The 6,380-nt window shown below is 70.3% G+C and carries 5 protein-coding genes; 3 read left to right on the top strand and 2 right to left on the bottom strand.

Translation table 11 applies throughout. The features are described from left to right. Nucleotides 1-121 precede the first annotated feature (121 nt). Together ABZ641_RS05890 and ABZ641_RS05885 are read right to left on the bottom strand one after the other, a co-directional pair. Nucleotides 122-1,084 (bottom strand): zinc-binding dehydrogenase, encoded by a 963-nt coding sequence (locus ABZ641_RS05890; RefSeq protein WP_359979470.1) that lies wholly within the window; start codon nucleotides 1,082-1,084, stop codon nucleotides 122-124. 140 nt (nucleotides 1,085-1,224) lie between these two features. Then, nucleotides 1,225-2,421, bottom strand: a complete 1,197-nt coding sequence (locus ABZ641_RS05885; RefSeq protein ID WP_359979467.1) for an NADP-dependent malic enzyme — start codon at nucleotides 2,419-2,421, stop codon at nucleotides 1,225-1,227. Nucleotides 2,422-3,112: 691 nt separating this feature from the next. Between ABZ641_RS05885 and ABZ641_RS05880 the strand changes: the two genes are divergently transcribed. The 3 genes from ABZ641_RS05880 (at nucleotide 3,113) to ABZ641_RS05870 (ending at nucleotide 6,366) form a co-directional block, all read left to right on the top strand. Continuing rightward, nucleotides 3,113-4,036 carry an ABC transporter substrate-binding protein gene (locus ABZ641_RS05880; RefSeq protein ID WP_344624434.1) on the top strand — a complete coding sequence of 308 codons (924 nt, stop codon included), beginning with the start codon at nucleotides 3,113-3,115 and terminating at the stop codon, nucleotides 4,034-4,036. A gap of 392 nt (nucleotides 4,037-4,428) precedes the next feature. Further along, nucleotides 4,429-5,358 (top strand): ABC transporter substrate-binding protein, encoded by a 930-nt coding sequence (locus ABZ641_RS05875; RefSeq protein ID WP_359979464.1) that lies wholly within the window; start codon nucleotides 4,429-4,431, stop codon nucleotides 5,356-5,358. Nucleotides 5,359-5,391: 33 nt separating this feature from the next. Then, the gene (locus ABZ641_RS05870; RefSeq protein WP_344624436.1) at nucleotides 5,392-6,366 is read left to right on the top strand and encodes an amino acid ABC transporter permease; all 975 of its coding nucleotides are present in this window, start codon (nucleotides 5,392-5,394) and stop codon (nucleotides 6,364-6,366) included. Nucleotides 6,367-6,380: the final 14 nt, after the last annotated feature.

Genomic DNA, 6,380 nt, shown 5'->3' with positions numbered 1-6,380 from the left:
CTTATTGTTGGGTGGGTTGTTGTTTAAGGAGTGGACAACAACGATGCCGCCGGGGCCGGGCGGGGCCCCCCCCCGCCCCGCCGCCCGCCGCCCCCCTCCGCCGTGTGTCAGGGCTCCCGTGTCAGGGCGTCAGCACGATCTTGCCGAAGACGTCGCCCTTGGCGAGGCGTGCGAAGCCCTCGCGCGCCTCGGTGAGCGGCAGCACCGAGTCGATCACCGGCCGCACGCCGGTGTTGGCGCAGAGCGCGAGCAGGCCGGCGAGCTCCTCCTTGGTGCCCATGGTGGAGCCCACCACCTTGAGCTCCAGGAAGAAGATCCGGTTCAGCTCGGCGGCCTTCGGGCTCGGGCCCGAGGTGGCGCCGGAGATCACGATGGTGCCGCCGGGGCGCAGCGACTTCACCGAGTGCGACCAGGTGGCGGCGCCGACCGTCTCCATCACGGCGTCCACCCGCTCGGGCAGCCGGGCGCCGCTCTCGAAGGCGGCGTCGGCGCCGAGCTCCACGGCGCGGGCGCGCTTGGCCTCGTCCCGTCCGGTGACCCAGACCCGCAGGCCGGCGGCCTTGGCGAGGACGACCAGCGCGGTGGAGACACCGCCGCCGGCGCCCTGGACGAGGACGGTGTCGCCGGGCTTGACGCCGGCGTTGGTGAAGAGCATCCGGTAGGCCGTCAGCCAGGCGGTGGGCAGGCAGGCGGCCTGCTCGAAGCTGAGTTCGGCGGGCTTGGGCAGCAGGTTCCAGGTGGGGACGACGACCTTGCCGGCGAAGGTGCCCTGGTAGCGCTCGGTGAGGATGGAGCGCGGCTCGGCCGGGCCGACGCCGTGGCCGCTCTGGCCGACGACGGAGTGGATGACCACCTCGTTGCCGTGCTCGTCGACGCCGGCGGCGTCGCAGCCGAGGATCATCGGCAGGCGTTCGGCGGGCAGGCCGACGCCGCGCAGCGACCAGAGGTCGTGGTGGTTGAGGGTGGCGGCCCTGACGTTGACGACGCTCCAGCCCTCGCGGGCTTCGGGCTCCGGGAGTTCGCCCAACTCCAGTGCGCTCAGCGGGTCGTCCGGATCGATGCGGGCGGCGTAGGCAGCGAACATGGTCCGGACGATATCGGCGCGGGCGGGGCGGCCGGTACCACGCAACCGTGTGACCTGCGCTACCGGAGGAACGCACCGGGGGCGCGTGGAGGCATGGCCTCCGCGCGCCCCCTGGGTGGTACGCCCCGGGCGACGGGCCGTCAGGCGCGGGCGACGCCCTCGGCCCGGGCGGCCTCGGCGACGGCCTTGGAGACGGCCGGCGCGACCCGCTCGTCGAAGGGCGAGGGGATGACCCTCTGCGGGGTCAGCTCGTCGGCGACCACGGCGGCGAGCGCCTGGGCGGCGGCGAGCTTCATGCCCTCGGTGATCCGCGTGGCGCGGACCTGCAGGGCGCCGGCGAAGATGCCGGGGAAGGCCAGCACGTTGTTGATCTGGTTCGGGAAGTCGCTGCGGCCGGTGGCGACGACCGCCGCGTACCGGTGCGCGACCTCGGGGTGGATCTCCGGGTTCGGGTTGGCCATGGCGAAGACGAAGCAGCCCTCGGCCATGGTGGCGACGACGTCCTCCGGGACGGTGCCGCCAGAGACGCCGATGAAGACGTCCGCGCCGGCGAGCGCGTCGGCCAGCGAGCCCTTGAGGCCGGTCCGGTTGGTCAGGGCGGCGATCTCGGCCTTGACGTCGGTGAGGTCCTCGCGGCCCTGGTGGACCACGCCGCGGCGGTCGCAGACGGCGACGTCGCCGATGCCGGCGGCGAGCAGCATCTTGGCGATGGCGATGCCCGCGGCGCCGGCGCCGGAGATGACGGCGCGCAGGGTGCCGACCTCGCGGCCGGTCACCTTGGCGGCGTTCCACAACGCGGCGGTGGTGACGATCGCGGTGCCGTGCTGGTCGTCGTGGAAGACCGGGACGTCCAGGGCGTCCTGCAGCCGGCGCTCGATCTCGAAGCAGCGCGGGGCGGAGATGTCCTCCAGGTTGACGCCGCCGAAGGACGGGGCCAGCCGGACGACGGTCTCGACGATCTCGTCCACGCCGGTGCAGGCCAGCGCGATCGGGACGGCGTCCACGCCGCCGAACTGCTTGAAGAGGATCGCCTTGCCCTCCATCACGGGCAGCGACGCCTCGGGGCCGATGTCGCCGAGGCCGAGCACGGCGGTGCCGTCGGTGACCACCGCGACGGTGTTGGACTTCCAGGTGTAGTCGTTGACCAGCTCGGGCTGCTCGGCGATGGCGGTGCAGACCCGGGCGACACCGGGGGTGTAGGCGAGGGACAGGTCGTCCGCGTCGCGCACCGGAACCGTGGCCCGGACCTCCATCTTGCCGCCGCGGTGGAGCGCGAAGACGGCGTCGACCGGATCGTCGGTGTCCTGGGTGTTGGGGTGGATGATCTCCGCTGCCACGTTGACCTCTTCGTCAATGATCAGCGAGGACGCCCGGCCGACGGTCGATCGACACCGCGGACGCCGCCACGGGGGACGGCGACGCCGGGTACGCGAGGCGTACCCGGTGTCCGGGGTCGGGGCGCGGCCGTCGGGCGACGCCCTCGAAATGAGGGTTTTTGGTTCTGCGTGCTGTCCGGTCGTGCCCAGGCGCATCCGCATCGGGACGGACGGTGACACACCGGCGAGCCTAGGTGGGACAAAGGCACCGCACCTGTGCCTTTTCGTCCTCGTCGTGTGCCGTTCACCGCACGGAGGCCCTTGACATTGCCCGGATCCCGGTGGAATCCGACAGCCCGGACCGACCCGCGGCAGGACGGTACACGCACCCGCAGGAGTGAACGCAGACACGGAGGGGAGCTGGTGCCTCGGCTACGGAGTCGGCGTCGTCGACTTCCGGTCCTGCGCACCCCGAATCCGCCCCGCTCGATTGTGAGCAGCGGAATCGGCGGTCTGCCTTCGTTCGTCGGGGGTTACCCGATACCAGATTCTGACATACCCGCGACCTCGGACAGCAGGGCGGGATGGCAGGATCACATTTCCCACACCGACATCCGGACGCTCTCGTTCCGCTCGCGGACGGTACCTTCCGGCCAGCAGCGCCACCCTCGCCTGCTCCACCGCTCCACCGCTCCCCCAGGAGGACCACCGCATGCACGCCTTCGCGCCCCGCCCCGCCCGCACCATCGCCGCGGGGGCTGCGCTCGTCGCGGGAACCCTGCTGCTGACCGCGTGCGGCAGCTCCGGCCCGGGCAAGCCCAGTGAGGACGACCTGCACGCCCGGCTGCCGGAGAGCATCCGCACCAAGGGGGTCCTCAAGATCGCCTCCGACCTGAACTACGCCCCGGTGGAGTTCAAGGCCTCGGACGGCTCGGCGGTCGGCATCGACCCGGACATCGCCGCCGAGCTCGGCAAGCAGCTCGGCGTGAAGGTGGAGATCGCCGACACCGCGTTCGACAAGCTGATACCGGGCCTGCAGGCCGGCGACTTCGACCTGGCGATGTCCGCGATGACCGACAACCGGCAGCGCCGGGAGGGCACCGACGACAACGGCAAGGTGGTGAACCCCGGCGTCGACTTCGTGGACTACTTCATCGCCGGCACCCAGATGCTCGTCCCCAAGGGCAACCCGGAGAAGATCGCCAAGCTGGACGACCTGTGCGGCCACACCGTGGCGCTGCAGCGCGGCACCACCCAGGACGCGATCGTCGAGCGGCAGGTCGGCGCCTGCACCCGGGCGCACAAGCCGCTGACGGTGAAGCTGTTCGACAACGACACCGAGGCGCTCGCCGAGCTCGCCGCGGGCCGCGCCGACGCCGACCTGAACGACTACCCGGTGGCCGCGTACGTCGCCGCGAAGGGCGGCCCCAACGGCGCCAAGTTCGACATCGCCGGCGCGCAGCTCCAGCCGTCACCCTACGGAATCGCCGTGAACAAGAAGAACACCGAACTGCGGGACGTTCTGGTCAAGGCGCTCAACCAGATGATCCGCGACGGCTCCTACGAGAACATCCTCCAGAAGTGGGGCGTCGCCGCAGGTGCGGCGCAGAACGCCGTGGTCAACGGCGGCTTCTGAGTCCGGACGCTCCGGCCGGGTTCCCCGGCCGGACGCCTCCAAGTCTGCATACTTATACGCAGGGTGACAGGAGGTCGGAATTCGTCCGGATAGCGGACAAGAAGGCCCCTCGTTATCCGATTTTGATCTGAATCGGGGCCCGTTCACCGTCCGTGAGTGGCAGGATTCCACCCAACTCGGATCGAACACCGCCTCCCCGGAGGCGCCCCTCTCTGCGAGGCGGTCCGACGTGCGCTCACCTCGGCGGAGGGTGGCGACATGCACGGCTTGAATTTTCGAACAAGTGAACGGCCGGCCCGGCGCCGCACGACGGAGTGCGACGGAGGGCCGGGCGACCGCCACCCCCCGGCGTAGCGCTCCGCTCGTCTCTCCCCCAGGAGGAGATCCCCCTCATGACCGCTCGCACCCTGCGCCCCCGCCTCGTCGCGGCCGGCGCCGCCCTCGCGGCCGGCACCCTGTTCCTCACCGCCTGCAGCTCGTCGTCGAGCAGCTCCGGCTCGGGTGCCGCGACCCCGACGAGCTCCGTCAAGGCCGCGTCGGCCGACCCGTCGCTGGCCGCCCTCGTCCCGGCGGACGTGAAGTCGGGCGGGAAGCTCACCGTCGCCACCGACGCCTCCTACGCCCCGAACGAGTTCAAGGACGACAAGGGCGCCATCGTCGGCATGGACGTCGACCTGGCCAAGGCCATCGCCGCGAAGCTGGGGCTGCAGGCGGACGTCCAGAACGCCGACTTCACCTCGATCATCCCGGGCATCGCCGCGAAGAAGTACCAGCTCGGCATGAGCTCCTTCACGGACACCAAGGAGCGCGAGCAGACGGTCGACATGATCACCTACTTCACGGCCGGCTCCGCCATCGCCGTGAAGAAGGGCAACCCGGACAAGATCGACCCCAAGGACCTCTGCGGCAAGAAGGTCGCCGTCCAGACCGGCACCACCCAGGCCGACGAGATCAAGGACGTCCGCAACCCCGACTGCGTCAAGGCCGGCAAGCAGCCGATCCCGGGCGACGGCGACAAGTTCTCGCTGCAGACGGACGTCACCCAGGCCCTGGTGGCCGGCCGCGACCAGGTCATGATGGCCGACTCCCCGGTCATCGACTACGCGCTGAAGCAGACCAACGGCCAGCTGGAGAAGATCGGCGACACCTACGACAGCGCCCCCTACGGCATCGTCGTCGCCAAGAACTCCGAGCTGACCAAGGCCGTCCAGGGCGCCGTCCAGTCCCTGATCGCCGACGGCACGTACAAGCAGATCCTCGACAAGTGGGGTGTCTCGGCGGGCGCGATCGCCACGTCCGAGGTCAACGCCGCCAAGAGCTGACGTTCTCCAACCAACCCCCCGAGGCTACTCAACGTGAACCCTATCGATCAGGGGTCGGTGAAGACGGGACGGCCTGAGACCATCAAGGCCGTCCCGGTCCGCCACCCCGGACGCTGGGCGGGAGCGGTCGTCGTCGCCCTCCTCGCGGCGATGCTGATCCACGCCCTGGTGACCAACCCGGCCTTCCAGTGGTCGGTCGTCGGCGACACCCTCTTCAACGACCAGATCCTGCACGGCCTGCTCGTCACCCTCGAACTGACCGCCCTGGCGATGGTCATGGGCGTGGTCGGCGGCATCATCCTCGCGGTGATGCGGCTCTCGCCCAACCCGCTGCTCTCCGGAGTGGCCTGGGTGTACATCTGGATCTTCCGCGGCACCCCCGTGCTGGTGCAGCTGGTGTTCTGGAACTTCCTCGCCGCGATCTGGCCGAAGCTCTCCATCGGCATCCCGTTCGGCCCCGAGTTCGTCTCGGGTTCGACCAACGCGCTGATCCCGGTCTTCGTCGCCGCGCTGCTGGGCCTCGGCCTGAACGAGGCGGCCTACATGGCCGAGATCGTCCGCGGCGGCCTGCAGTCCGTGAGCGAGGGCCAGACCGAGGCCGCGCACGCCCTCGGCATGAGCCAGTTCAAGACGATGAGGCGGATCGTCCTCCCGCAGGCGATGCGGGTGATCATCCCGCCGACCGGCAACGAGACCATCTCGATGCTGAAGACCTCGTCCCTGGCGAGCGTCATCGCCCTGGAGGAGCTCTACCAGGCCGGCCACAACATCTTCTCCCGCACGTTCCAGACCATCCCGGTCCTGATCGCGGTCAGCATCTGGTACCTGGTCCTGACCTCGATCCTCACGGTCGGCCAGTACTACATCGAGCGGCACTACGCCCGTGGCGCCAACCGCACCCTGCCGCCCACCCCGCTGCAGCGCGTCCGCGGCATGTTCACCGGCCGCCGCAAGCCGGCGACCACGCACGACGTCGTCCCGGGTCTGGAAGGAGGCGGTCACCTGTGAGCGACCTTGAGAAG

It is taken from the genome of Kitasatospora sp. NPDC007106 (assembly GCF_040634455.1).
GTDB lineage: Bacteria > Actinomycetota > Actinomycetes > Streptomycetales > Streptomycetaceae > Kitasatospora > Kitasatospora arboriphila.
This window is presented reverse-complemented; position numbering and strand designations above follow the sequence as displayed.